Consider the following 849-nt stretch of genomic DNA (forward strand, 5'->3'; position numbering starts at 1 on the left):
ATCTTCTCACGGTGCTGCACCTCCTCATATCAATATTTATGACCTTACTTTTTAATACCCTACTTTTTTATAAAAAACACAATAAATTTATTTAAAAAACTTCTATACTAAATTCGATTGATGAGATAACCTAGCAGTTATTTTTCAATCGGATTTTTTGCATAAAAAGGGCATAATCCCTTATCGCTGTAGTTACTATAACCAAATAAGAAAGAGGTATTGTTTTTATGACTAATTGTATAGCAAAAATCATTGATTATAAAGGAGCACTTACATATACGACTGACTGTTGTGAAAACTACGGAGCAGTTAATCAAAATAATCTAATTGTTAAAAGGGTAAACGTAAAACAATAATCAAATTATTAAAAATTCAAGGTACACCTAGCTACTTAGAATTAAAAAAGCAAAAAATTCTATTGTCGTGACTGTTGTCGTTCATTTGTATCAAAAAATTATAATTTCTGTAATAACTTAATACTTCCTCTTCTTTATCAAAGCGAAGAAAATAGAATATGTAAAAGTATTGGGCAAGGTAACAATGTTAGTGCTACGTTATATTAATAAAATAGGCGAAAGTGTAAAAACTGATCAAAATAATTAGCACGCTATGCTGAATATTTTTTAATTCAGATAAATTAGGACACTCTTAAAATTGAAGTTGAACAATTAGTCTTTCCATTTTCAAAGTAATTCTCTCATTGTTGTAAAAGTTGATATATTCTTTTATCTGTTTACGTGCAGTTCTTAAGTCTTTAAATTTGTAATGTTTATTGCCTTGATAGATTTCTGGTTTCATAATTCCAAGAACAATTCCATGACTTACAATTTTCCCTGTTCCGAGATCCTT

General features: G+C 28.2%; 1 protein-coding gene. It reads right to left on the reverse strand.

What is annotated here, in order from left to right:
* Positions 1–648: 648 nt before the first annotated feature.
* On the reverse strand, positions 649–849 hold a 201-nt coding region (locus HMPREF3270_RS06020; RefSeq protein ID WP_141763128.1), incomplete at its 5' end, for an IS3 family transposase.

It is taken from the genome of Staphylococcus sp. HMSC65H10, from assembly GCF_001839185.1.
Taxonomy (GTDB): Bacteria; Bacillota; Bacilli; order Staphylococcales; family Staphylococcaceae; genus Staphylococcus; species Staphylococcus simulans.